This window comes from Thermomonospora catenispora, assembly GCF_006363815.1.
Taxonomy (GTDB): Bacteria; Actinomycetota; Actinomycetes; order Streptosporangiales; family Streptosporangiaceae; genus Thermomonospora; species Thermomonospora catenispora.
The window spans coordinates 102,589-125,156 of sequence record NZ_RRYT01000010.1 but is presented as its reverse complement, the minus strand read 5'-3'; the positions used below and the strand labels follow the sequence as shown (position 1 = coordinate 125,156).

Here is a 22,568-nt window from a genome sequence, read left to right as displayed (position 1 = left end):
GAGGATCAGTCCTTCTTGACGATGCGCTGGACCTTCTCCTGCCCCACGGCCTCGTCCGCGATCGGCTCGACCGGCTCATCGGCCACCAGCAGGGTCCCCTCGCTGGTGCGGAACTCCTTCTTGAACTCGGTGATGGCCGACTTGAGCGTGGTGAGGGCGTCGTCGGAGAGCTCGCCGGTGTCGCGGATCTCGGCCAGCACACCGCCGTGGTTGCGCTCGATGTAGTCCAGGAACTCGGTCTCGAAGCGGCGGATGTCCTCCACCGGCACGTCGTCGAGCTCGCCGGAGGTCCCCGACCACACCGACACGACCTGCTTCTCCACCGGGAACGGGCTGTACTGGGGCTGCTTGAGCAGCTCCACCAGCCGGGCGCCGCGCTCCAGCTGAGCGCGGGAGGCCGCGTCCAGGTCGGAGGCGAAGGCCGCGAAGGCCTCCAGCTCACGGTACTGCGACAGCGCCAGCCGCAGCGTTCCGGCCACCTTCTTCATGGCCTTGATCTGCGCCGCGCCACCGACTCGCGAGACCGAGATGCCGACGTTGATGGCCGGCCGGACGCCCTGGTTGAACAGGTCGGTCTCCAGGAAGCACTGGCCGTCGGTGATGGAGATGACGTTGGTCGGGATGAACGCCGACACGTCGTTGGCCTTGGTCTCGATGATCGGCAGACCGGTCAGCGAGCCGCCGCCCATCTCGTCGCTGAGCTTGGCGCACCGCTCCAGCAGACGCGAGTGCAGGTAGAACACGTCGCCGGGGTAGGCCTCACGGCCCGGCGGACGGCGCAGCAGCAGCGAGATCGCGCGGTAGGCCTCGGCCTGCTTGGACAGGTCGTCGAAGACGATCAGCACGTGCTTGCCCTGGTACATCCAGTGCTGGCCGATCGCCGAGCCGGTGTAGGGCGCGATGTACTTGAAGCCGGCCGGGTCGGAGGCCGGGGCGGCCACGATCGTGGTGTACTCCATGGCGCCGGCCTCCTCGAGGGTGCGGCGCACGTTGGCGATCGTGGAGCCCTTCTGGCCGACGGCGACGTAGATGCAGCGGACCTGCTTCTTCTCGTCGCCCGAGAGCCAGTTCTCCTTCTGGTTGATGATGGTGTCGATGCAGACCGTGGTCTTGCCGGTCTGCCGGTCGCCGATGATCAGCTGCCGCTGGCCCCGGCCGATCGGCGTCATCGCGTCGATCGCCTTGATGCCGGTCTGCAGCGGCTCGTACACCGACTGACGCTGCACCACGCTCGGTGCCTGCAGTTCCAGCGCGCGGCGCTCGGTCAGCTCCAGGGGCCCCTTGCCGTCCAGGGGGTTGCCCAGGGCGTCCACCACGCGACCCAGGTAGGCGTCGCCCACCGGCACCGACAGGACCTCACCGGTGCGGCGGACCTTCTGGCCCTCCTCGATCCCGCTGAAGTCGCCCAGGACAACGGCGCCGATCTCACGGACGTCCAGGTTCAGAGCCAGGCCACGGGTCCCGTCCTCGAACTCGAGGATCTCGTTCGCCATGGCCGAGGGCAGCCCCTCGATGTGGGCGATACCGTCGCCGGAATCGACGACGGTGCCGACCTCTTCGCGCGCGGCCGCCTCCGGCTCGTAAGACTGGACGAAGCGCTCCAGCGCGTTCCGGATCTCCTCCGGACGGATCGTCAGCTCCGCCATGATTCCTCTCTTGCTCCCTTAAGGGTCAGCTCAGTCTGCTCAGTCAGCCCGCGCCGACTCGTCTCGGCCACGCGCTCGTCGGATCGTCACTCGTCGCGGGTCATGAGGCCAGTCGCCGCCGGACGTCGTCCAGGCGTCCGGCGATCGTGCCATCGATGATCTCGTCCCCGATCTGGATGGACAGCCCGCCCACCACAGAAGGGTCGATCTCGATGTTCAGATGCACGTCCTGGCCGTAGGCCGCGGCGAGCACGGCGGCCAACCGGGTGCGCTGCCGCTCGCTCAGCTCCACGGCGCTGCGCACCAGGGCCACCAGGCGGCTGCGGCGCTGGGCGACCAGCTTGCCGAGCAGGGAAAGCGCGCCTTCCAGGCTACGTCCTCGCGGGTATGTCACGACCTCGGTGACCAGGCGCAGCGTGGAGGGGGTGACCTTGCCCTCCAGCAGCTCGGCCAGCAGAGCGCGCTTGCGGTCGGCCGGCAGCGCCGGGTCGGTCAGCGCGGACCGCAGCCGAGGCTCCCCCTCGACCACCCGGGAGAAGCGGAACAGCTCGTCCTCCAGGTCGTCGAGCACACCGGCGGCCTGCGCCCGAGCCGCCTCCGCGGTCACCGCCAGCGTCTCCAGCGCATCGGTCAGCTGAGAGGGGGTGGACCAGCGCAGCCGGACCACGTCGGCCACCACGGTCAGCGCCGCCTCGGAGATCTGCCCGGCCAGCAGTCCGCGCACCAGGTCGACCTTGGCCCCCACGGCCGCGGCCGGATCGGACACCGCCCGGCGCAGGCCGTGCTCACGGTCCAGCAGGTGCAGGACCGCCAGCAGGTCCGCGCCGAGCGTGTCCAGGTCGGCGGTCGGGATGACCGCCTCGAGACTGTCGCGCGCTGCGGCCAAGGAGGCCCGGCCGACCGCCCCCAGCATCGCGTCGACGGTCATGCCGGCTCCTGCGCGCGGACCCGCTCCTCGAGCTCGTCGAGGAAGCGGTCGACCACCCGGCTCTGCGCGGCCCGGTCGGCCAGGGCCTCACCGACCACCCGGCTGGCCAGCTCCACGGACAGGGCGCCGATCTCGGTGCGCAGCTGCGCCAGCGCCTGCTGCCGTTCGGCCTCGATCGTCGCCTGGGCCGCCTCCACGATGCGGCGGGCCTCGGCCTCGGCCTGCTGACGCATCTCGGCGACGATCTGCGCCCCCTCCTCACGGGCCTTCTCCCGGAGCCGGGCGGCCTCGGTGCGCGCCTCGGCGAGCTGGGCCTGGTACTGCTCCAGGAGCTGCTTGGCCTCGCGCTGGGCCTGTTCGGCCCGCTTCAGACCGCCCTCGATGGCGTCGGCGCGCTCATCCAGCGTCGTGCGGATCTTGGGGACCAGCTTCCAGGCGACGACCGCCAGGACCACGGCGAAGGCGAACGTACCGACGACGAGCTCGGAGGTGTGGGGCAGCAGCGGATTATTGGCCGCAGCCACAGTCATCATCTCGCCCTCCTGTAAGGGTTGGTCGGGCCGTTGCTCAGCTGTGGACGAACGGCACCACGAACCCGATCAGGGCCAGCGCCTCGGTCACCGCGAAGCCCAGCAGCATGTTCTGGCGGATGACGTTGGTCATCTCCGGCTGGCGGGCGATGGCCTGCACGCCCTGACCGAAGATGATGCCCAGGCCGATGCCGGGGCCGAGGGCGGCCAGGCCGTAGCCGATGGCACCGATGTTGCCGGAGACGGTGTTCTCAGCGGCGAGCAGCAGCGCGTTCATCGTTGTGTGCTTCCTTCTCGTCGGCCGGCGGGGCGGGTCCCGCCGGAGTTTGCATTGCGGAGTCCAGGTCTGTTTCGGGTCAGTGTTCGGCGTGCAGCGAGCCGGCGATGTAGCTGGCCGCCAGCACGGTGAAGATGAAGGCCTGCAGCGCCTGGATGAACATCTCGAAGCCGGTCATGATGATCGTCATCAGCAGGCCGACCACGCCCACCCCGAACCCGGCGGGCGTGAGCTTCTCGATGAGGAACCAGTAGCCCACGGTGGCGAAGAAGGCCAGCAGGATGTGCCCGGCGAACATGTTGGCGAACAGTCGCACCGAGTGGGTGAACGGCCGGAGAATGATCGTCGACAGGAACTCGATGGGCGCCAACACGACGTACAGGAGCTTGGGCAGTCCCGGCGGGAACATGATGTTCTTGAAGTAGCCCACCAGGCCCTGGTGCTTGATCCCCAGGAAGATCATCATCACGTAGACCACCGCGGCCAGCACGATGGCGAAGGCGATGTGCGAGGGGCCCGGCAGCTGCAGCACCGGCACCACGCCCATCAGGTTCATCACCAGGATGAAGGCGAAGGTGGCGAACAGGAACGGCATCCACCGGTCGCTGTCCTTGCCCAGCGCGGGCCGGGCGATCTGTTCGCGGACGAACAGGTAGGCGACCTCGCCCACGTTCTGCGCCCCTCGCGGCACCAGCTTGGGCTTGCGGAACGCCGCCCACGCGAAGGCGCAGACGATGATCACGGAGAGCAGCACCACCAGCACCGGCTTGGTGAGCCACTCCAGCCAGGCGGGACCGCCGGGGAACAGCGGCCCCCAGTCGAACAGTTCCACGCCGGGAGCGTGGAACTCTCCCCCACTTTCTGCGGCGAGGATATGCGGCGCGCTCACGCGGCAGTCCCTTCGTCGTTGCTCATGCGGTGCTCGTCCGGGTGCCCGAGGGCAGTAGGGTGTCGGGTGGCCCGCCGCTGCGGTGCCGCCGACCAGGTCAGCGGCCGTAGCGGATGTAGACCAGGTAGAGCGCGAGACCGAGGCCGACCAGTATCCCGATCGGGAACAGTGCCGAGGTGCCCAGCCAACGGTCCAGCAGCCAGCCGAGCCCGCCGTACACGGCCATGCCGGACAGCAGGTAGCTCGGAACCGACCACGCCGCGGCGCTGAAACGCCGGTGGTCGGCGTGCGGATCCGGTTCCTCTGGCTGCTGGTCGGGTGGGTGCCCCTCCCCGCTCATCGCAGGACGGACCATAGCAGGCCACTCCCCCCAGGGTCATATCGGAGTGCTCGATGGGCCGGCGGGCCGAGGCGGAGCGACCGGACGGGTGCGTCATCACGGGCTCCGGCCGGCCGAGGGCCCGATCGGGGCGGAGGCGGCGGCGTCCTGCGGGCCGGGGCCCGCGGCCTCGGCGGGATCGTCGATGTAGGTCATCCGCATCCGGAGGGTGACGCGGATCTCCGCCGCGATCCAGACCACGGTCAAGGCGAGGATCGAGTAGCCGAACACCTGCGCGTCGAACGCCGTGGTGTCCTGGAACAGCAGGATCAGCAGGAACATCGCCGCGATCTTGACCAGGTAGCTGGCCATCGCCGCGGTGAAGATCAGCTGCGGCGAGATCTTGGCGGCGTACCCCACGGCGACCACGCTGACCCCGAAGAACGCGATGGCCACCACGGTGCCCAGGGCCGCCCCCAGGGCGCCCTCGGCGCCGCTGATCAGCGTGCCGACCGCGATGGCGACGACACCGGCGACGCCAGTCGGGAGTGCGGCGCCACGGAGGATCCGGGCGTCGGAAGCGTGCATGAAGGACTCCGGCTGGTCACGGTGGGTGTTCGGCGCTTGCTCGTGAAAGGTATCACAAGCTCGTGGATCGCCCACAATCACCCATCAGGTCATGGCTCTGCGTCACCATGCACCACAAGAGTCCCAAGCGTTCACAGCACGATTCAAGATCTGTGACCGAACGGTTGCGCTAGACGTGCTCGCGGGCCCGGGGCGGGGCCACCGACTGGGGACGGGGGCGGAGACGACGGCGCCGCCACGGCTCGGCGATCAGGCCGACCACGCCGGCGACCGCCACCAGACCGGTCAGCGACAGCACCAGCAGAACGGATTTCACCAGCGACAGGCCGACCACGCAGGAGGCCAGCAGACCGACCCAGAAATACATCACCAGAACGGCCCGGCGGTGCGAATGCCCCAGCTGCAGCAGCCGGTGGTGCAGATGCAATTTGTCGGGCGCGAACGGCGACCTTCCCTGGTTGGTCCGGCGCCACACCGCCAGCAGCATGTCGATGTAGGGAACCGCCACCACCATCGGCACCAAAAGGATCGGCAGGAAGAACGGGATCTGCGTCACCGAGCCGATCACGGCGGTGTCGAACTGGCCGGTCAGCAAGATCATCGCCGCGCTGAGCAGCAGCCCGATCAGCATGGAGCCGGTGTCTCCCATGAAGATCCGGGCGGGGTTGAAATTGTGCGGCAGGAAGCCGGCGCACATCCCGATGAGCACCGCGGTGGTCAGCGTGGCGGGCTGGATCCGGGACAGTCCCTCCTCGAACGACAGCAGCGAGGCATAGGCAAAAAGAGCAATTGCGGCGATTCCGACAACTCCGGCAGCAAGCCCGTCCAAGCCGTCCACGAAGTTCACCGCGTTGATGGTGGCCACCACCACGAGGATGGTCAGCGGCACGCTGTATTCCGGCGGCAGCACCAGCGGCTGACCGTTGGGCAGCGGAATGGTGAACAGCTGAATGCCGTTCAGGATGAACAGCCCCCCCGCGGCGACCTGCCCGGCGAACTTGGTCAGCGGATCGATGTCGAACCGGTCGTCGGCCATGCCCAGCAGCACGATCAGCGTCGCCGACAACAGCAGCCCGCGGTCGATGTCCCCGTCGGAGAACACCCGCCGCATCACCGGCAGCCCGCTGGCCGCCACCATGGCGCCCAGCATCCCGAAGTACATCGCCAGCCCGCCCATCCGCGGGGTGGGGATGACGTGGACGTCGCGGTCGCGGACCGCGGTCATCGCCCCGAACCGCACCGAGAAGGCCCGCACCGCCGGAACGGTGAGGTACGTGATCACCATAGCGACGAGGATGATGAGCAGGTACTCCCGCATGCCCGATCTCCTCCTCACCGCTGATGCTCCGGCGGGCCGGCGACGCCGCACGCGCCGCTCGTCCGGCACACCGCCGTCTTAGTACAGATGCCACCCGTGACCGGGCGGTTCGCCGGGTACGGGAAGAACCCTCCGCAGACGGGCTCCGACGCTCCCCACCGGACAGGGACGTTCCCGCCGTCATGGCGGTCGAGACGGGACGGCGCCGACATCGGGAAAGGTTCGGTGCGACCAACTCTATGCCCGTTGGTCCCCACTCGTCTCCCGTTCCACGGCGCGCCGCCGACGAATCGTGATCAACAAGACCGTCCCGGCGGTCAGCGCCCCCAGCCCGGCCAACGCCGGATCGCCGACCGAAACGGCCCACAGACCGTCCCTCAGCACCTCGTCGGCCGCGTCCACGCCGACCGCCACGGCGCCGACGACCGTCAAGAGCACCCCCGCCCACTCGGGGGGCGGGCGCAGGACGCGGCCCGCGCGCTCCGCCGAGACGACCGCCACGGCCGCGGCGGCCCCGGCGGCGAGCAGCAGCAGGCCCGGCCAGGAGGCGTCGAAGTGCGGCCGGGCGTACCGGGGCGGCGGTGCCTGCACGACCCCCTCCGGCAGCACCGCGCGGATCAGGACGCTCTCGTGGGGACGCAGCCCGCGCTGGGTGAAGTCGATCGCCGACGGGCCGTCCTCCCGCCGGCCGCCGCACCGGGTGTACCCGCCGTGCCTGGGCGTGCCCGCCCGGCAGTCCACCTTGAGGGGGACCGGTCCCGGCAGCTCGACCCGGACCGACACCTCGCCGATCGGCACGTCCCAGTCCCCGCCGACGGCGTCCCAGCGGAACTCCACCCGGCCGGGCAGCGGCGTCATCGCCCCCCGGACGTCGTACTCGATGACGTACGCCTGACGGCCGGTGACCACTCGGCGCCGCCCGCCCACCTTGATCCGCACCTCGTGCAGCACCCGGGAGGCCTCGGCCCGTGCGGGCGCCCCGGTGGAGCTGCTGGTGCGCACGTTGCGGATGTCGTACAGCCGGTCGTCGATCCGATACGGCACCCGGCGGACGATGCCGTGCTCCTTGCGGCCGTGGAAGTCGTAGGTGATGGTCTCCCGGACGCGCACCACGCCGTCCGGGCGGATCCGCAGCACCACATCGTAGGTGGGGATGTTCTCCCCCGGGCCCACCGTCGCGCCGTCGGCGGCCCGGACCTGCGCCGCCGCGCGCTCCGGCACCGCCGCCGACGCGGGCAGGGCGGAGGGAGCGGCCACGGACGACACCCCCGCCACGACCGCCATCGCCCAGAGCACGCGACGCATACTGCGCATTGTTCCCGCCAAAGGCGTCGACGGCGCGCCACGATCCGCTCACCCGGCGAGACCGGCCCGCCGCGGCGGCCGGGGAGGAGCGCCGGCGCGCTAGCCCTCTTTGGCGGGGCCGCTCGCGGACCGGCCGGTCCCCTCGGACGCCGGCCCGTCCGCGGGGACCTCGGCGGGCTCGTCCGGCGACGCCTCCGGGACGGGCTTGTCCAGCGAGACCTCGGCGGCGGACTCCCCGTCCTCGCCCTCCTCGGGCTCGTCCTCAGGGGTGAGCAGCACGCCGACGATGGCGCGGATCTTCTCCGGGGGGATCGCGCCGACGCGCAGCAGCCGGGGCACCGGTCCGGTGAGGTCGACGATGGTGGAGGTCTCGCCCGACCCCGTCGGTCCGCCGTCCAGGTAGACCGACACCTTGTCGCCGAGCTGCCGCTCGGCCTCCGCCACGTCGCGGGCCGGCGGCCGGCCGGACAGGTTGGCGCTGCTGACCGCCAGCGGCCCGGTCTCCTTCAGCAGCTCCAGGGCCAAGTCGTGCAGGGGCATCCGCACCGCCACCGTGCCCTTGGTGTCCCCCAGGTCCCAGGAGAGGTTCCGGTTGGCCCGGCACACCAACGTCAGCGCCCCCGGCCAGAACTCGTCGATGAGGTCCTGGCCGTACAGTCCCAGGTCCTCCACCAGCGCGGTCGCCGCCCGCACCGAGCCGACCAGCACCGGAGGGGGCATGTCCCGGCCGCGGCCCTTGGCGTCCAGCAGCGCCTGCACGGCGGCGGGGGTGAACGCGTCGCAGCCGACCCCGTACACCGTGTCGGTGGGCAGCACGATCAGCTCGCCGCGACGGGCCGCCGACACGGACTCGGCTATCCCCCGGGCCCGTTCCGTCGGCACCTGACAGTCATAACGTCGGCTCACGGGGGCCAGTCTATGGCCGCGCCGCGGAGCGCGACGGTCGCGCGTCCCGCGGCCTCCGGCGACGCGCCCGGCGCGTCCGCGCCGCGCGGCGCGGACGCGCCGGCGGTTCCCGCCGCAGGTCCCGCCGGTCGTCCGCCGCCCCGTCGCGCGCCTCGAGGCCTCGGGGACCGGAGGAAGGCGTCAGTCAGTCCGCCGCCAGCCGGGCCGTGACGAAGCGGTCCCGGTCGGCCAGGTCCCGGCGGTTGCGGACGTCGCGCCAGCCGTTCTCCTCGGCGAAGATCCAATAGACGGCGTTGCCCTGGTCGTCGCCGTGCTCGACGGCGACGTGACCGCCGGGGCGCAGCAGCCGGCGGGCGGTGCGCTCCACGGCGCGGATCGCGTCCAGACCGTCCTCGCCCCCGCCCCACAGCGCCTCGGCCGGGTCGTGGTCGCGGACGTCCGGCGGCACGCGCTCCCACTCGCTCATGGGGATGTAGGGGGGATTGCTGATGACGAGGTCGACGGTGCCGTCGAGTTCGGAGAGGGCGTCGGCGAAGTCCCCCAGATGCAGCCTGACGCGACCGCGTTCGTCCAGCGTCTCGACGTTGCGGGTGGCGTAGACGAAGGCCTTGGGCTCCTTCTCCACCGCGTGCACGCGGGCTCTGGGGGCCTCCTGGGCGATGCTGAGCGCGATGGCGCCCGAACCGGTGCCCAGATCGACCACCAGCGGGTCGCGCACGTCCATCTCGCGCAGGGTGTCCAGCGCCCAGCCGACCATGACCTCGGTCTCCGGGCGGGGGATGAACACCCCGGGGCCCACCTTCAGCTCCAGGAAGCGGAAGAAGGCCCGGCCGGTGATGTGCTGCAACGGCTCCCCCGCCTCCCGGCGGGCCACGCCCTCCCAGAAGCGGGCGTCGAACGCCGAGTCGGGGACGGTGTGCAGCTCCGAGCGCTTGACCCCGTGCACGGCGGCGGCCAGTTCCTCGGCGTCGGCGCGGGGCGAGGCGACTCCGGCCTCCGCCAGCCGGACCGTCGCCCGCGCCACCTCGTCGAGCAGCAGGTTCATGTTCCCTGAGCTTCGGCCAGCCTGCGTTCGGTGTCGGCCTCGACCAGCGCCTGGATCACGTTGTGCAGGTCGCCGTCGAGCACCTGGTCCAGGTTGTAGGCCTTGTAGCCGACGCGATGGTCGGAGATCCGATTCTCGGGGAAGTTGTAGGTGCGCACCCGTTCGGACCGGTCCACCGTGCGGACCTGGCTGCGCCGCTCGGCCGCGGCGGCCGCCTCGGCCTCCTCCTGCGCCATCGCCAGCAGCCGCGAACGGAGGATGCGCAGCGCCTGCTCCTTGTTCTGGAGCTGGCTTTTCTCGTTCTGGCAGGAGACCACCACGCCGGTCGGGATGTGGGTGATCCGCACCGCCGAGTCGGTGGTGTTGACGCTCTGCCCGCCCGGACCCGACGACCGGAACACGTCGATGCGCAGGTCGTTCGGGTCGATCTGGACGTCGACCTCCTCGGCCTCCGGGGTGACCAGCACCCCGACCGCGCTGGTGTGGATCCGGCCCTGGGACTCGGTGACGGGCACCCGCTGCACGCGGTGCACCCCGCCCTCGTACTTCAGCAGCGACCAGGCCCCGACCGGCTCCCCGTCGGCGCCGGGCCGGGCCTTCACCGCCACGGTGACGTCCTTGTAGCCGCCCAGGTCCGAGGGCTGGGAGGCGATGATCTCGGTCTTCCAGCCGAGGCGCTCGGCGTACCGCAGATACATGCGCAGCAGGTCGCCGGCGAACAGCGCCGACTCCTCGCCGCCCTCGCCCGCCTTGATCTCCAAGATGACGTCCTTGTCGTCGTTGGGATCACGCGGGATCAGCAGCTTGCGCAACCGGCTCTCCAGCTCGGCCTTGCGCTCGGCCAGCTCGGCCGCCTCGGCGGCGAACGACTCGTCCTCGTCCGCCAGCTCGCGCGCCGCGGCCAGGTCCTCCTCCACCGAGCGCACCTGCCGGGCGGTCTCGACGATCGGGCGCAGCTGCGCATAGCGCTTGCCCAGCCGACGCGCCAGGTTCTGGTCGGCGTGCACGGCCGGGTCGGCCAGCTTGCCTTCGATCTCGGCGTATTCGCCGATCAGCTCGTCGAGGTTCACGGTGTCGGTTCCCGGTCGGGGTCCGCGCCGAATGCGGACCTCGAGCGGCCCGGGGACGCGCGGTCCCCGGGCCGCCCGTGCCGTTTGCCTGGAGGTCTGTGCTTACTTCTTGCCGCCGCGCTTGCCGAAGCGCTGCTCGAAGCGCGCCACGCGGCCGCCGGTGTCCAGGATCTTCTGCTTGCCCGTGTAGAACGGGTGGCAGCTGGAGCACACGTCCGCGTGGATCACGCCGTTGCGGGCGGTGCTGCGGGTCTGGAAGGTGTTCCCGCAGGTGCACGTCACGGTCGTGACGACGTAGTCGGGATGGATGCCAGACTTCACGAATGTCTCCTCGCGTCGGGACGGTCGCCGGGTCGCCTCGCACCCCGCGCCCTCGACGGGGCGTCGCATGGGGCGGCGTGAACCGGTACCGCGGTGTTCGCACATCAAGTGTGCCAGATCAAAGAACACATCCCGGCCATCGGGCATTCCCCCTTCCCCGCCCCGAAGCGGGACGAGATCGCCGTCCACGCCCGACGGGGCCGCGGGCGCCGGGAAGCCGCGACAATCGAACGCGTGAGGGTTGTGATTGCCGAGGACTCGGTGCTGCTGCGGGAAGGGCTGGTCCGGCTGTTGGCCGACGCCGACATCGAGACGGTGGGGACGGTCGGGGACGGTCCCGGGCTGATCCGGGCGGTGGAGGAGCACGAACCGGATCTGGCGATCGTGGACGTGCGGATGCCGCCGTCGTTCACCGACGAGGGGCTGCGGGCGGCGCTGGAGGTGCGGCGGGCGCGTCCCGCGCAGCCGATCCTGGTGCTGTCGCAGTACGTGGAGGAGCGATACGCCACCGATCTGATCGGGAACGGCGCCGAAGGGGTCGGCTACCTGCTCAAGGAGCGGGTGTCGGACGTCGGGGAATTCATCGACGCGGTGCGGCGGATCGCCGCCGGGGGAACGGTGATCGACCCCGAGGTGATCGGACAGCTGCTGGGGCGGCGCCGACGCGGAGACCGGCTGGAGGCGCTGACCCCGCGGGAGCGCGAGGTGCTGGGACTGATGGCGCAGGGGCGCTCCAACGCGGCGATCGCACGGGACCTGGTGGTCACCGAGGGGGCGGTGGAGAAGCACATCTCCAACATCTTCCTCAAGCTCGACCTGCCGCCCACGCAGGACGACCACCGCCGCGTGATGGCCGTCCTGGCGTATCTGAGAGCGAACTGACGGACCGGAGGCGAGCCGACGGAGAGCGGGCGACCGCAGGCCGCCCGCTCTCCGTCGGCTCCTCCGTCACCAGGTGCAGGGCAGGTCCGCCCGGATCACGGTGGGGCCGCCCGGCGGGCTGTCGATGGTGAGGATGCCGTCGATGGTGGCGGCGCGGTCGGCCAGCCCGGCCAGGCCGCCGCCGGGGACCGCGCGGGCGCCGCCCACCCCGTCGTCGGTGACCTCGACCACGACCCACTGGGCCTCGCGGGCCACCCGGACCGAGGCGCGGGTGGCCCGGGCGTACTTGGCGATGTTGCTCAGGGACTCGGCGACGATGAAGTAGGCGATGCTCTCCACCGCGGTCGGAGGCCGCTCCGGCAGGTCCACCTCGACCTCGACGGGCACCGCGGCGCGGCTGGCCAGCCCGGAGATGGCCGCGTCCAGGCCGCGGTCGGTGAGGATCGCCGGGTAGATGCCGCGGGCCAGATCGCGGAGCTCGGCGATGGCCTCCTTGGTCCCGGCATGGGCCTGCTCGATGAGGGCGCGGGCGGCCTCGGGGTCCTCCTCCAGCTTGGCCCGGGCCCGGCCGATGTCCATGGCGACGGCCAGCAGCCGCTGCTGGGCGCCGTCGTGCAGATCGCGCTCGATCCGACGGCGTTCGGCCTCGGCGGCGTCCACCCCGCGGGCGCGGCTGGCCTGGAGCTGCTCGGCGCGGGCCTGCAGCCTGATCCGCTCGGCCTGGGCGCGGCTGGGCCCGAGCAACAGCACGCCGTAGCCGAGGTGCAGGATCGCCATCGCCCGCGTCACGTACAGCGCCGGCAGCAGCAGCACGACGCCCACGGCGGTCAGCGGCAGCGCGGTCAGCGGATCGTCGGCCGAGTAGACCAGCGGGCCCCCGAGGTTGATCACCACGGAATCCCCGACGACGGTGAGCACCGGGGCGGCCAGGAGCAGACCGGCCGCCGACCACACGCCCACCGAGACGGTGAACTCCACCATCCCCACCGGCAGCCGCAGCCCCAGGTACAGCAGGTCCTTCCAGGTCGCCGGGTCGGCCGCCATCGCCCGCCACTTGGCCAGCAGCCCCGCCGAGCCGGGCATCGGCCGGTAGGGGTCGGGCACGGTCACCCCGAACGCCAGCCGCAGCAGCCGCCGTTCGAGCATCGCCCCGCCCCGCCACAGCAGCATCATCAACGCCAGCAGCGGGATCCCCACCCAGAGGATCGTCAAGGCGAGCGACAGCGTCAGCCCGACCGCCAGGCCGATGAACCAGGCCAGTCCGAACCCCAGGCCGGTCACCAGGTACACCGCGGCCCGCCAGGTCAGCGACGACCGCACCATCGCCCAGGGATTCCATGGGCCCAGCACCAGACGCCTGACGCCCGGCATCGCCATCGTCGCAGTCTCGCTCACACCAACCCTCCCGTCCTCGCGTATATCTCCAGCCTGCTGGACGGCGGGGCCGGCGACCATACGGCGAGCCGCCCACCTGAGGTAGGGCTAGCCTCACCCCGGGGCACGACCGCTGCGCGACGGGCACGATCGCCGCGCGGCCATGCACCATGGCCGCGCCGTCGGCGCGGCCACGGGCCCGGGCTAGTCGCGGTCGGCGACGGTGGTCTTCTGCACCTGGAGGAGGAACTCGGCGTTGGACTTGGTCTCCTTCATCTTCTCGATGAGGAGCTCCAGGGCCTGCTGAGTGTCCAGGGCGTGCAGCACCCGGCGGAGCTGCCAGACGATGCGCAGCTCCTCGGGGGACATGAGGATCTCCTCCTTGCGGGTGCCGGAGGCCTCCACGTCCACCGCCGGGAAGATCCGCTTGTCGGCGAGCTGGCGGTTGAGCTTCAGCTCCATGTTGCCGGTGCCCTTGAACTCCTCGAAGATGACCTCGTCCATGCGGGACCCGGTCTCCACCAGGGCGGTGGCGAGGATGGTCAGCGAGCCGCCGTTCTCGATGTTGCGGGCCGCGCCGAAGAACCGCTTGGGCGGGTACAGCGCGGTGGAGTCCACACCGCCGGACAGGATCCGGCCGGACGCCGGAGCCGCCAGGTTGTAGGCGCGGCCAAGCCGGGTGATGGAGTCCAGCAGCACGACCACGTCGTGCCCCAGCTCCACCAGCCGCTTGGCCCGCTCGATGGCCAGCTCGGCGACCGTGGTGTGGTCCTCGGCGGGACGGTCGAAGGTCGAGTGGATGACCTCGCCCTTGACCGACCGCTGCATGTCGGTGACCTCTTCGGGCCGCTCGTCGACCAGCACGACCATCAGGTGGCACTCGGGGTTGTTCTTGGTGATCGCGTTGGCGATCGCCTGGAGCACCATGGTCTTGCCGGCCTTGGGCGGCGAGACGATCAGACCGCGCTGGCCCTTGCCGATCGGGGAGACCAGGTCGATGATCCGTGTGGTCAGCACCCCCGGCTCGGTCTCCAGACGCAGCCGCTCCTGCGGGTACAGCGGGGTGAGCTTGGAGAACTCGACGCGGTTCTTGGCCTGCTCGGGCTCCATCCCGTTGACGGTGTCCAGGCGGACCAGCGCGTTGAACTTCTCCCGCCGCTCGCCCTCGCGCGGCTGACGCACCGCACCGGTGATCACGTCGCCCTTGCGCAGCCCGTACTTGCGGACCTGGGAGAGGGAGACGTACACGTCGTTGGGACCGGGCAGGTAGCCGGTGGTGCGGACGAACGCGTAGTTGTCGAGGATGTCGAGGATGCCGGCCACCGGGATCAGCACGTCGTCCTCGTTGATCACCGGCTCCTCGTAGCGGTCGCCCCGGCCGCGGCCGCGGTTGCGCTCCCGGAAGCGACGGCTCCGGCGGCTGCGGCCGCTCTCGCCGCTCTCCTCCTCGGAGGAGCCGTTCTGCTGGTTGCGGTTGCGCTGGCTCCCCTGCTCGCCGCGATCCCGGTTGCGGTTGCGCTGGCGGCCCTCGCGACCGCCGCCGTCGCCGTTCTCGCCCGAGGTCTGCCCGCGCTCGCCCCGTTCGGCCTGCTTGTCGGCGCCCTCACCGCTCTTGTCGGCGGGCTGCTCGTCGGCCTTGTCCGCCTTCTCCTCGGCGGCCGGCTGCTCCTCGCCGCCCTCCTCGCGCCTGGTCGAACGGCGGCGGGTCCGCGTCGAACGGGTCTCGGTGTCGGCCTTGGACTCTTCGGAGCCGGTCGCGGCCTCCGCGGCCTGCGCGGCGGGCTTGTCGGCCTTCGGCTGCTCGGCGGGAGCGGCGCCCGCACCGTCGGCGGCGGGGTCGGCGGCGGGCTTGCCGGCCTTGTCCGCGGCCTTGTCCGCGGACTTGTCAGCGGCGGGCTTCTCGGCGGCGACGGGGCCGCCCTGCTTGGCTTCGATGGCCGCGATGAGCTGACTCTTGCGCATGCCGGCGATGCCGGTGATGCCGAGCTGAGACGCCAGCGCCCTCAGCTCGGGCAGCACCAACGCCGACAGGCCGGTGCCGGAACGCCGACGCCGTGAGGTGGTCGTCTGCTCCGAACGGCTCGTCGGGGTCTTTGCTGCAGGGCTAGCAGCGTCCGTAAGGAGTTCGCTGGATTCGCTCACTAAGGGTCCTTCCCAGGGAGCGGGTGTTGGCCCTCGTCGGCCAGGCAACCCGATGATGCGATCCGGCGGGGGCGCCAGATCGAACTCTGCCGATCACGATGGGGTCGCCATCGGCGATGTCTGGACACAGCCAGATGATGGTCGGGACGGTTCTCGCGCCATCCCCGATCCTGCCTCGTGTGAGGCTCTGCCGAGACGCCGAATGACGGGAACTCGCGATGTCGGGGAGCCACATGCGCGGAGCAGGCGTGGCACGAGGGCCGACCTGACGATGCGTGGCTGACGAGCACCCGGCCCCGAGCGGGGCATCTGGTGCGCTATTCAGCCTAACATCACCCGAGCGCACTGCTATTCCCCAGAGTTCGAAGTCCTCGCCGTGTCACGACGCAGGCGGATCGACGCATGCGCCATGGGGGTCGACGTTCAACGGGCGTTTGAGCCACCCATTACCCACTTCCGGACGTATCGAATCAACGCGTGAGAGGGTTGTGAACGCCAGGACAGTGGGCCCGGCTCCGGAGATCACGGCGGGGATCCCCGCCGCGCGCAGCCGGTCGACCAGCTCCGCCGACTCCGGCATGGCCGGCGCGCGATAGCCCTGGTGCAGCCGGTCCTCGGTGGCGGCCAGCAGCACGCGGGGGTCGTCCCAGCCCTGGGTCAGCGCCGCGATCAGCAGCGCCGCCCGGCCCGCGTTGGCGGCCGCGTCCGCGTGCGGCACCGTCTGCGGCAGCAGCCCGCGGGCCCGTTCGGTGGCCAGCGTGCGGTCGGGGACGAACACGACGACCCGGCGGTCCAGGTCCAGCCGCACCGCCCGCGCCCCCTCGGGGCCGCTCCAGGCGATGGTGAGTCCGCCGTACAGGCACGGCGCGACGTTGTCGGGATGCCCCTCGATCTCGGTGGCCAGCGCCAGCGCCGCCGCATCGTCCAGCACCCCGCCGTGCGGATGCAGCGCCCGGGCCGCGACGATCCCGGCGACGATCGCCGCCGAGGACGAGCCCAGCCCACGGCTGTGCGGGATCCGGTTGACGCACGACAGCCGCAGCCCCGGCGGCTGGCCCAGGCCGGATCCGGCCAGCTCGTCGATCCGCTCGAAGGCCCGCCGCAGCACCCGCACGATCAGGTGCCGCTCGCCCCGCCGGGACAGCTCCCGGGCGCCCTCGCCGTCCACCTCGACGACCAGCCCGCCCTCGGTGATCTCGACGGTCACCTCGTCGTGCAGCGTCAGCGCCAGCCCCAGCGCATCGAACCCCGGCCCCAGATTGGCGCTGGTCGCCGGCACGCGGACCGAGGCCCGCCGTCCCCACGCCCGGCTCATGCCAGGCCGAGGGAGGAGGCCGCGGCGTGGGCGTCGGCCTTGACGGTGGTGGGGGCGGGGGCCCCGGCGATGGCCCAGTCGGGGTCCTTCAGCCCGTTCCCGGTGACCGTGCAGACCACGCGGCTGCCGGGCTCGACGAGGCCCTGTTCGCAGGCCTGCAGGATGCCGGCGACGCTGGCGGCGGAGGCGGGCTCGACGAACACGCCCTCCTCCCGGGCCAGCAGCCGGTAGGCGGCCAGGATCTGCCGGTCGGTGACCGAGGAGATGGCGCCGCCGGACTCGTCGCGGGCGGCGATCGCCAGATCCCAGGAGGCCGGATTGCCGATCCGGATCGCGGTGGCGATGGTCTGCGGCCTGCGCACCGGCCCGCCCTTGACGAACGGGGCGGCGCCGCTGGCCTGGAAGCCGAGCATCCGCGGGGTCTTGGAGGCGACCCCGTCGGCGGCGTACTCGGTGTAGCCCATCCAGTAGGCGGAGATGTTGCCGGCGTTGCCGACGGGCAGGCAGTGCACGTCCGGGGCGTCGCCGAGGGCGTCGACGATCTCGAACGCGGCGGTCTTCTGGCCCTCCAGGCGGTACCTGTTCACCGAGTTGACCAGCGCCACCGGATAGTCCACGGCGAGCTTGCGGGCCAGCTCCAGGCAGTCGTCGAAGTTGCCGTCCACCTGCAGCAGCTTCGCACCGTGCACCAGCGCCTGCGCCAGCTTGCCCATGGCGATCTTGCCCTGCGGCACCAGCACGGCGCACGTCATGCCGGCGCGGACCGCGTAGGCGGCCGCCGACGCGGAGGTGTTGCCGGTGGAGGCGCAGATGACGGCCTTGGCCCCCTCCTCGGCGGCCTTGCTGATCGCCACCGTCATGCCGCGGTCCTTGAACGAACCGGTGGGGTTGGCGCCCTCCACCTTCAGATAGACCTCGCAGCCGGTGAGCCGGGAGATCCGGTCGGCGGGCAGCAGCGGAGTGCCGCCCTCGAGCAGGGTGACGACGGGCGTGGCGTCGGTCACCGGGAGCCGGTCGCGGTACTCGTTGATGAGGCCGCGCCAAGCCCTGTTCATACGATCCCCCACGATGGTGATGACCTGCGGCGTCGCGCCGCAGTCTAGTGTGATCGCTGCCTCACGCGTCGTCGGCCTCGACGCGCATCACGCTGGCCACCTCGCGGACGATGTCCAGGCGGCGCAGCTCCTCCACGGTCGCGGCCAGCGCCGCGTCCGGAGCCCGGTGCGTGACGATGACCAGCTGGGCGTCCTCGCCCCGGCCGTCCTGCTGGACGGCCTGGATCGACACGTCGTGCCGGGCGAACAGCTCGGCGACCTGCGCCAGCACGCCGGAGCGGTCGGCCACGTCGAGCTGGATGTAGTACCGGGTGACGGTCTCGCCCATCGGCAGGACCGGCAGCTCGGCGTAGGTCACCTCGACCGGGCCGCGCGTGCCGCCGACCCGGTTGCGGGCCACCGCGACCAGGTCGCCGAGCACGGCCGAGGCGGTCGGCGCGCCCCCGGCCCCGGCCCCGTAGAACATCAGCGACCCGGCCGACTCGGCCTCCACGAACACCGCGTTGTAGGCCTCGCGGACGCTGGCCAGCGGATGCGACCGCGGGATCATCGCCGGGTACACCCGCACCGACACGCCCCGTCCGTTGCCCGAGCCGTCGGCGTCCGGCACCCGCTCGCAGATCGCCAGCAGCTTGACCACGCTGTTCATCGCCTTGGCCCCCGCCACGTCGGCGGAGGTGACCTCGGTGATGCCCTCGCGGTGCACGTCGGCGGCCGAGACCGGGGTGTGGAACGCCAGCTGCGCCAGGATCGCCGCCTTGGCCGCCGCGTCGAAGCCCTCCACGTCGGCGGTCGGGTCGGCCTCGGCGTATCCGAGGCTCTGGGCCTCCTCCAGCGCGTCGACGAACGAGGCGCCGTGGGCGTCCATCCGGTCGAGGATGTAGTTGGTGGTGCCGTTGACGATGCCGATGACCCGTTTGACGTGGTCGCCGACCAGCGACTCGCGCAGCGGCCGCAGCAGCGGGATGGCGCCCGCCACCGCGGCCTCGTAGTACAGGTCGGCCCCGTACTCGCGGGCCGCGCCGAAGATCGTCTCGCCGTCCTCGGCCAGCAGCGCCTTGTTGGCGGTGACCACCGACTTGCCGGACTTCATCGCGGCCAGCAGCAGCGAGCGGGCCGGCTCGATGCCGCCGATCACCTCGACCACGATGTCCACGTCCTCGCGGGTGACCAGGCTCATGGCGTCGGTGGTCAGCAGGTCCGGCGTCACATGCGCGCGGGCCTTGTCGATCCGCCGCACCGCCACGCCGGCCAGCTCCAGGGGGGCGCCGATCCGTGCCGTCAGGTCGGCGGCCTGCTCGTGCAGCAGCCTGACCACTTCGGAACCGACGGTTCCGCAGCCCAGCAGGGCCACCCGCAAGGGTTTCACCCTCTATACCTCCGCATCGAGCCGGAGCAGATCGTCCTCGGTCTCCCGCCGGATGAGGACCCGTGCCCGGCCGTCCCGTACCGCCACCACCGCCGGTCGCGGGACGAAGTTGTAGTTACTGGACATCGATCGACAGTAAGCACCGGTCGCGGCCACCGCCACGACATCGCCGGGAGCCAGGTCCTGCGGCAGCCACAGATCGCGCACGACGATGTCGCCGCTCTCGCAGTGCTTGCCGACGAGCCTGCTCAGCATGGGGCCGGCCGTCGAGGTACGACTGGCCAGCACAGCGGTGTACTCCGCCCCGTACAGGGCGGTCCGCAGATTGTCGCTCATCCCGCCGTCCACCGAGACGTACGTGCGCAGGCCCTCGACGTCTTTGACGGTGCCGACTTCGTACAGGGTAACCCCGCCGGGGCCGACGATCGCCCGTCCCGGCTCGACCGTGATGCGCGGCACGGCCAGCCCGTAGGCGCGGCACTCCCGGGTGACGATCCGGCGCAGGCCGTCGGCGATCTCCTTGGGGTCGTGCGGCTCGTCGCCGGGCACGTAGGCGATGCCGTAGCCGCCGCCCAGGTCCAGCTCGGGCAGCTGCACGCCGTGCTCGTCGCGGATCGCCACCAGCAGCTCGGCCAGCCGGTGCGCGGCCACCTCGAACCCGTCGGTGTCGAAGATCTGCGACCCGATGTGGGAGTGCAGGCCCACCAGCTCGAGCTGCTCGAGCGCCAGCACGCGGCGGACGGCCTCCAGCGCCGCCCCGCTGGTGCGGGAGAAGCCGAACTTCTGGTCGTCGTGCGCGGTGGCGATGAACTCGTGGGTGTGGGCCTCGACCCCGGTGGTGACCCGGACCATGACCTTGGGGCGGACGCCCTTCTCCTGCGCGAGATGGCCGAGCCGGGCGATCTCCTCGAAGCTGTCGACCACGATCCGGCCGACGCCGACGTCCAGCGCCCGGGACAGCTCGGCGACGGACTTGTTGCTGCCGTGCAGCGTGATCTTCTCGGTGGGGAACCCGGCGGCCAGCGCCACCGCCAGCTCTCCGCCGGTGCACACGTCCAGTCCCAGGCCCTCCTCCTCCAGCCAGCGGACCAGGGCCGTGCACAGGAACGCCTTGCCGGCGTAGTGGACGCTGCCGTCGTGGAACGCCGCCGCGTACTCGCGGGCCCGCTGGCGCACGTCCTCCTCGTCGTAGACGTACAGCGGCGTGCCGAACTCGGCCGCCAGGTCGCGCACGTCGACCCCGCCGATGGTCATGACCCCGTTCTCGCGCCTGGCCGAACGCGGCCAGATCCGCGGATCGAGGTGGTTGAGATCCTCCGGGGGCGGCAGGGGGTGCTCCTCCGGCAGCACGTCCGCATGCCGCGGTCCCGCCGGATGCACTCGGCTCATTCGCCCGCTCCGTTGCTCATATCCGCTCTCTAGGACTCTCGCCGATCATGTTCAGGGCGCCTGCGAGGGCGACGCGCACCGCCTCCGCCAGCGTGCGGCGGGCGGCGTGCATCGCCCCGGGTCTCTCATCGCCGACGGGCAGCGCCGGGCAGTGCTCGTACACGCGGTGGAAGGCGTCGGCCACCCGCTCCAGATGGCGCTGCAGCGGACGAGGGTCCCTCTCGCGCGCCGCCTGGGCCGCGCGGCCGGGCAGCTCCGCCAGCGTCGCCAGCAGGACCCCCTCGTCCCTTTCTCGGAGCAACCCCGGATCGCCGAGCGGGATTCCCAGGGTCTCGGCCCGGCGTCGGATCGCCGCCGCCCGGGCGTAGGCGTACCGCACCGAGAACCCCGGATTGTCGAAGGTCCTCGGCCGGTCCGGCCAGCCCCCGCTCAGGGCGACGCCGTCCACGCGCCCGTAGGAGGGGCCTTCGGCGAGGATCCCGGCGGCCAGCGCCCCCGGCCGCTCCACCACCACGGTCAGGAACCCGGGGCCGTTGACCCGGGCCTCGGCGATCTCCGGCCGGCCCGCCAGCCGCCCGGCGATCGCGTCGGCGATCTCCGGCGCGGACCCGCGGTGCGCCGCCGCCAGCCGCAACGCCACCGGCGTCCCGTATGACCCCGGTCCGAACGCGGTCAGCGGCACCTCGTCCGGCACGTCGACGGCCAGGTCGCCGTCGCGCACGGCATCGCGGACCGCGGCCAGGACGGCCCCGCTCACCTCGGTCGGAGTCACCTGCGTGAGACTATCCGACCACTATGTGGACAGGCCTCCGCTGACCACTATGTGGACGCCCGCCTGGCGGCGGCCAGCTCCCGCACCGTCCGGATGAGGTCGTTGGGGTCGAACGGCTTGGTGATGTAGGCGTCCACCCCGATCTCGTGTCCCCGCCGCACGTCGTGGTCCTGCGCCCGCGCGGTGATCATCACCACTCCGATGTGCCGCGTCGCCGGATCCTCCCGCAGCCGGACCGCGGTCACCCACCCGTCCAGCCGCGGCATCATCACGTCCAGCGTGATCACGTCCGGCGCCACCTCGGCCACCTTGTCCAGGCAGTCCTGCCCGTCCACCGCGGTGGCCACCTCGAATCCCTCCAGCTGGAGGTTCACCGCGATGAGTTGCCGGATGACCTCGTCGTCGTCCACCACCAGCACGCGGCCCAGCGACCGCCCTCCGGGACGCCCCTCCGCCACGCTCACGGCGGCGAGCGTAGTCCACCCGCTCCGTCCCCGCCCACCGAAACCGAGTGCACGTCACCCCGCCGATCCTGGTAGCCTCTTTCCCGCACCCGATGAACGCCTCGGGAGCACGCCCCCTTAGCTCAGGGGATAGAGCAACGGCCTCCGGAGCCGTGTGCGCAGGTTCGAATCCTGCAGGGGGCACCTGATGCCGATCAGCCGGTTTCCCGCTCCGACCTGGGGAAACCGGCTGATCGCGGTCATGGCCGATGTGACATCAGGTGCCACGATGTGCCGCCGTGTGCCACGGCGCGTGTTCCATTTGTGTTCCAGCCGTCAGGCGCGCAGGGCATCGTCGATGAGCCCCTGCCAGACGCCGTCCTGTCCGTGGATGCGCTCGGCGTAGATCTTCAGCAGCACCTCCACGCTGTGGCCGGCCCACTCGGCGACCTGGGTGGCCGGGACGCCCGCGTTCAGCCGGAGCGAGACGCCGGCGTGCCGCGGGTCATACGGGCGGCGGGCCAGGCCGATGGCTGCCGCGTCGAGCGGGAGCACCGGCCGCCGGTCCCCTGGCGCACCGGTTGCTCCTCGGCATCGAGCAGGCGGCGGTCGCGAGCGACCCTACCGGCCTCGATCTGGAGGGAGCCGCCGCGGAAGGGGGGGAGAGGTGCAGGGGAAAAGGAAA

Annotated in this window: 23 protein-coding genes and 1 tRNA gene; 2 read left to right on the top strand and 22 right to left on the bottom strand. The window is 71.5% G+C overall.

Translation table 11 applies throughout. The features are described from left to right. Positions 1-5: 5 nt before the first annotated feature. From atpA to rpmE, 13 genes are all read right to left on the bottom strand, one after another. Positions 6-1,646, bottom strand: coding sequence for a F0F1 ATP synthase subunit alpha (gene atpA / locus EIO00_RS10625; protein ID WP_140177686.1), 1,641 nt, complete (start codon positions 1,644-1,646; stop codon positions 6-8). 100 nt (positions 1,647-1,746) lie between these two features. Further along, positions 1,747-2,574, bottom strand: coding sequence for a F0F1 ATP synthase subunit delta (locus EIO00_RS10620; RefSeq protein ID WP_140177684.1), 828 nt, complete (start codon positions 2,572-2,574; stop codon positions 1,747-1,749). Further along, positions 2,571-3,107, bottom strand: coding sequence for a F0F1 ATP synthase subunit B (locus EIO00_RS10615; RefSeq protein ID WP_140177682.1), 537 nt, complete (start codon positions 3,105-3,107; stop codon positions 2,571-2,573). The genes EIO00_RS10620 and EIO00_RS10615 overlap by 4 nt, the downstream gene beginning before the upstream one ends. Positions 3,108-3,141: 34 nt before the next feature. Beyond that, complete coding sequence (gene atpE / locus EIO00_RS10610) at positions 3,142-3,381, bottom strand: ATP synthase F0 subunit C (protein WP_140177680.1); 240 nt, start codon at positions 3,379-3,381, stop codon at positions 3,142-3,144. A 79-nt stretch (positions 3,382-3,460) separates the two neighbouring features. Beyond that, a complete protein-coding gene (atpB, locus tag EIO00_RS10605) occupies positions 3,461-4,270 on the bottom strand; it encodes a F0F1 ATP synthase subunit A (RefSeq protein ID WP_140177678.1) in 810 nt (269 codons plus the stop codon). A 97-nt stretch (positions 4,271-4,367) separates the two neighbouring features. Next, on the bottom strand, positions 4,368-4,610 hold the full coding sequence (locus tag EIO00_RS10600; RefSeq protein ID WP_241661263.1) for an AtpZ/AtpI family protein: 243 nt from the start codon (positions 4,608-4,610) through the stop codon (positions 4,368-4,370). A 96-nt stretch (positions 4,611-4,706) separates the two neighbouring features. Further along, positions 4,707-5,177, bottom strand: coding sequence for a Cg1360 family ATP-synthase-associated protein (locus EIO00_RS10595; protein WP_140177674.1), 471 nt, complete (start codon positions 5,175-5,177; stop codon positions 4,707-4,709). 169 nt (positions 5,178-5,346) lie between these two features. After that, entirely contained in the window at positions 5,347-6,462 is a 1,116-nt protein-coding gene (locus EIO00_RS10590) for an MraY family glycosyltransferase (RefSeq protein ID WP_422100038.1), read from the bottom strand. Between the two features lie 270 nt (positions 6,463-6,732). Next, complete coding sequence (locus EIO00_RS10585) at positions 6,733-7,800, bottom strand: DUF2207 domain-containing protein (RefSeq protein ID WP_161602689.1); 1,068 nt, start codon at positions 7,798-7,800, stop codon at positions 6,733-6,735. A 99-nt stretch (positions 7,801-7,899) separates the two neighbouring features. Continuing rightward, positions 7,900-8,706 carry an L-threonylcarbamoyladenylate synthase gene (locus EIO00_RS10580; protein ID WP_140177669.1) on the bottom strand — a complete coding sequence of 269 codons (807 nt, stop codon included), beginning with the start codon at positions 8,704-8,706 and terminating at the stop codon, positions 7,900-7,902. Positions 8,707-8,890: 184 nt separating this feature from the next. Beyond that, positions 8,891-9,751: a peptide chain release factor N(5)-glutamine methyltransferase gene (gene prmC / locus EIO00_RS10575; protein ID WP_140177667.1), complete on the bottom strand. Its 861-nt coding sequence runs from the start codon at positions 9,749-9,751 to the stop codon at positions 8,891-8,893. Then, positions 9,748-10,821: a peptide chain release factor 1 gene (prfA, locus tag EIO00_RS10570; protein WP_140177665.1), complete on the bottom strand. Its 1,074-nt coding sequence runs from the start codon at positions 10,819-10,821 to the stop codon at positions 9,748-9,750. Before prfA ends, prmC begins: the two co-directional genes overlap by 4 nt. Before the next feature lie 102 nt (positions 10,822-10,923). Next, a complete protein-coding gene (gene rpmE, locus EIO00_RS10565) occupies positions 10,924-11,142 on the bottom strand; it encodes a 50S ribosomal protein L31 (protein ID WP_140177662.1) in 219 nt (72 codons plus the stop codon). 234 nt (positions 11,143-11,376) lie between these two features. Here rpmE and EIO00_RS10560 point away from each other — a divergent pair, with 234 nt between their 5' ends. After that, positions 11,377-12,024 (top strand): response regulator transcription factor, encoded by a 648-nt coding sequence (locus EIO00_RS10560; RefSeq protein ID WP_140177660.1) that lies wholly within the window; start codon positions 11,377-11,379, stop codon positions 12,022-12,024. Positions 12,025-12,090: 66 nt separating this feature from the next. Here EIO00_RS10560 and EIO00_RS10555 read toward each other — a convergent pair whose 3' ends face one another. The 8 genes from EIO00_RS10555 to EIO00_RS10520 all read right to left on the bottom strand — a co-directional run bounded on the left by EIO00_RS10555 (position 12,091) and on the right by EIO00_RS10520 (position 21,859). After that, positions 12,091-13,419, bottom strand: a complete 1,329-nt coding sequence (locus tag EIO00_RS10555) for a sensor histidine kinase (RefSeq protein WP_241661262.1) — start codon at positions 13,417-13,419, stop codon at positions 12,091-12,093. Between the two features lie 183 nt (positions 13,420-13,602). Next, positions 13,603-15,540 carry a transcription termination factor Rho gene (gene rho / locus EIO00_RS10550; RefSeq protein ID WP_140177658.1) on the bottom strand — a complete coding sequence of 646 codons (1,938 nt, stop codon included), beginning with the start codon at positions 15,538-15,540 and terminating at the stop codon, positions 13,603-13,605. A 379-nt stretch (positions 15,541-15,919) separates the two neighbouring features. Beyond that, positions 15,920-16,855, bottom strand: coding sequence for a homoserine kinase (gene thrB / locus EIO00_RS10545; protein WP_140177656.1), 936 nt, complete (start codon positions 16,853-16,855; stop codon positions 15,920-15,922). Beyond that, a complete protein-coding gene (gene thrC / locus EIO00_RS10540; RefSeq protein ID WP_140177654.1) occupies positions 16,852-17,910 on the bottom strand; it encodes a threonine synthase in 1,059 nt (352 codons plus the stop codon). The genes thrB and thrC overlap by 4 nt, the downstream gene beginning before the upstream one ends. A 61-nt stretch (positions 17,911-17,971) precedes the next feature. Continuing rightward, on the bottom strand, positions 17,972-19,279 hold the full coding sequence (locus tag EIO00_RS10535) for a homoserine dehydrogenase (RefSeq protein ID WP_140177652.1): 1,308 nt from the start codon (positions 19,277-19,279) through the stop codon (positions 17,972-17,974). 3 nt (positions 19,280-19,282) lie between these two features. Then, complete coding sequence (gene lysA, locus EIO00_RS10530; protein WP_140177650.1) at positions 19,283-20,668, bottom strand: diaminopimelate decarboxylase; 1,386 nt, start codon at positions 20,666-20,668, stop codon at positions 19,283-19,285. Between the two features lie 16 nt (positions 20,669-20,684). Then, positions 20,685-21,440 (bottom strand): DALR anticodon-binding domain-containing protein, encoded by a 756-nt coding sequence (locus EIO00_RS10525; protein WP_140177648.1) that lies wholly within the window; start codon positions 21,438-21,440, stop codon positions 20,685-20,687. Between the two features lie 47 nt (positions 21,441-21,487). Beyond that, complete coding sequence (locus EIO00_RS10520) at positions 21,488-21,859, bottom strand: response regulator transcription factor (protein WP_140177761.1); 372 nt, start codon at positions 21,857-21,859, stop codon at positions 21,488-21,490. 156 nt (positions 21,860-22,015) lie between these two features. Here EIO00_RS10520 and EIO00_RS10515 point away from each other — a divergent pair. Continuing rightward, a tRNA-Arg gene (locus tag EIO00_RS10515) sits at positions 22,016-22,087 on the top strand. Between the two features lie 132 nt (positions 22,088-22,219). Here EIO00_RS10515 and EIO00_RS10510 read toward each other — a convergent pair. Further along, positions 22,220-22,438 (bottom strand): site-specific integrase, encoded by a 219-nt coding sequence (locus tag EIO00_RS10510; RefSeq protein WP_338325921.1) that lies wholly within the window; start codon positions 22,436-22,438, stop codon positions 22,220-22,222. Between the last annotated feature and the right edge of the window lie 130 nt (positions 22,439-22,568).

Bases quoted from the DNA above. Each gene is read 5' to 3' on its own strand.
- thrB (WP_140177656.1), bottom strand. From the start codon at position 16,855: ATGAGCCGGGCGTGGGGACGGCGGGCCTCGGTCCGCGTGCCGGCGACC.
- EIO00_RS10590 (WP_422100038.1), bottom strand. From the start codon at position 6,462: ATGGTGATCACGTACCTCACCGTTCCGGCGGTGCGGGCCTTCTCGGTG.
- EIO00_RS10600 (WP_241661263.1), bottom strand. From the start codon at position 4,610: ATGAGCGGGGAGGGGCACCCACCCGACCAGCAGCCAGAGGAACCGGAT.
- EIO00_RS10585 (WP_161602689.1), bottom strand. From the start codon at position 7,800: ATGCGTCGCGTGCTCTGGGCGATGGCGGTCGTGGCGGGGGTGTCGTCC.
- EIO00_RS10595 (WP_140177674.1), bottom strand. From the start codon at position 5,177: ATGCACGCTTCCGACGCCCGGATCCTCCGTGGCGCCGCACTCCCGACT.
- thrC (WP_140177654.1), bottom strand. From the start codon at position 17,910: ATGAACAGGGCTTGGCGCGGCCTCATCAACGAGTACCGCGACCGGCTC.
- EIO00_RS10620 (WP_140177684.1), bottom strand. From the start codon at position 2,574: ATGACCGTCGACGCGATGCTGGGGGCGGTCGGCCGGGCCTCCTTGGCC.
- prmC (WP_140177667.1), bottom strand. From the start codon at position 9,751: ATGAACCTGCTGCTCGACGAGGTGGCGCGGGCGACGGTCCGGCTGGCG.
- lysA (WP_140177650.1), bottom strand. From the start codon at position 20,668: ATGAGCCGAGTGCATCCGGCGGGACCGCGGCATGCGGACGTGCTGCCG.
- atpA (WP_140177686.1), bottom strand. From the start codon at position 1,646: ATGGCGGAGCTGACGATCCGTCCGGAGGAGATCCGGAACGCGCTGGAG.
- atpE (WP_140177680.1), bottom strand. From the start codon at position 3,381: ATGAACGCGCTGCTGCTCGCCGCTGAGAACACCGTCTCCGGCAACATC.
- EIO00_RS10615 (WP_140177682.1), bottom strand. From the start codon at position 3,107: ATGATGACTGTGGCTGCGGCCAATAATCCGCTGCTGCCCCACACCTCC.